We start from the raw sequence: 477 nt of genomic DNA, 5'->3' as shown, positions 1-477 counted from the left end.
GAACAAATTGTTGAGGATGCACGCAACGCCACAAGTACTGACCTAAGCGATGCGAAGGCTGACGCAGCAGCGGACATCGATGCAATGAAGTACCTGACGGATGAAGAAAAGGCGGCTTATAAGCAGCAGGTGACTGACGCCACAACCGCGGATACCATCGACGCAATCGTAACTGACGCCACCGCAAAGAACTTGGCGAACGCAAAGGATTGGGCGACAACAGAAATTAGCGGTTTGACGAACTTGGACGATGCGGGTAAGCAAACTTACCTCGATCAAGTGACAAATGCCGTAACGGTTGAAGAAGTTGAACAAATTGTTGCAAATGCAAAGGCCGCGACTGAAAATCCGGATGATGGCGGAACGACCCCAGGCGATGGCGGAACGACCCCAGGCGATGGCGGAACGACCCCAGGCGATGGCGGAACGACCCCAGGCGATGGCGGAACGACCCCAGGCGATGGCGGAACGACCCCA

Annotated in this window: 1 protein-coding gene; it reads left to right on the top strand. The window is 55.3% G+C overall.

Going from position 1 to position 477, the window contains the following annotated elements; genetic code table 11:
- The coding region (locus WEIDD23_RS12215; protein WP_197458900.1) for a GA module-containing protein at positions 1 to 477 on the top strand (477 nt) is incomplete at both ends.

Origin of the sequence: Weissella sp. DD23 (genome assembly GCF_001579105.1) — a bacterium.
Classification (GTDB): Bacteria; Bacillota; Bacilli; order Lactobacillales; family Lactobacillaceae; genus Weissella; species Weissella cibaria.
Note: the sequence above shows the minus strand (reverse complement) of the source record. Positions and strands in the feature narration are given on the sequence as shown.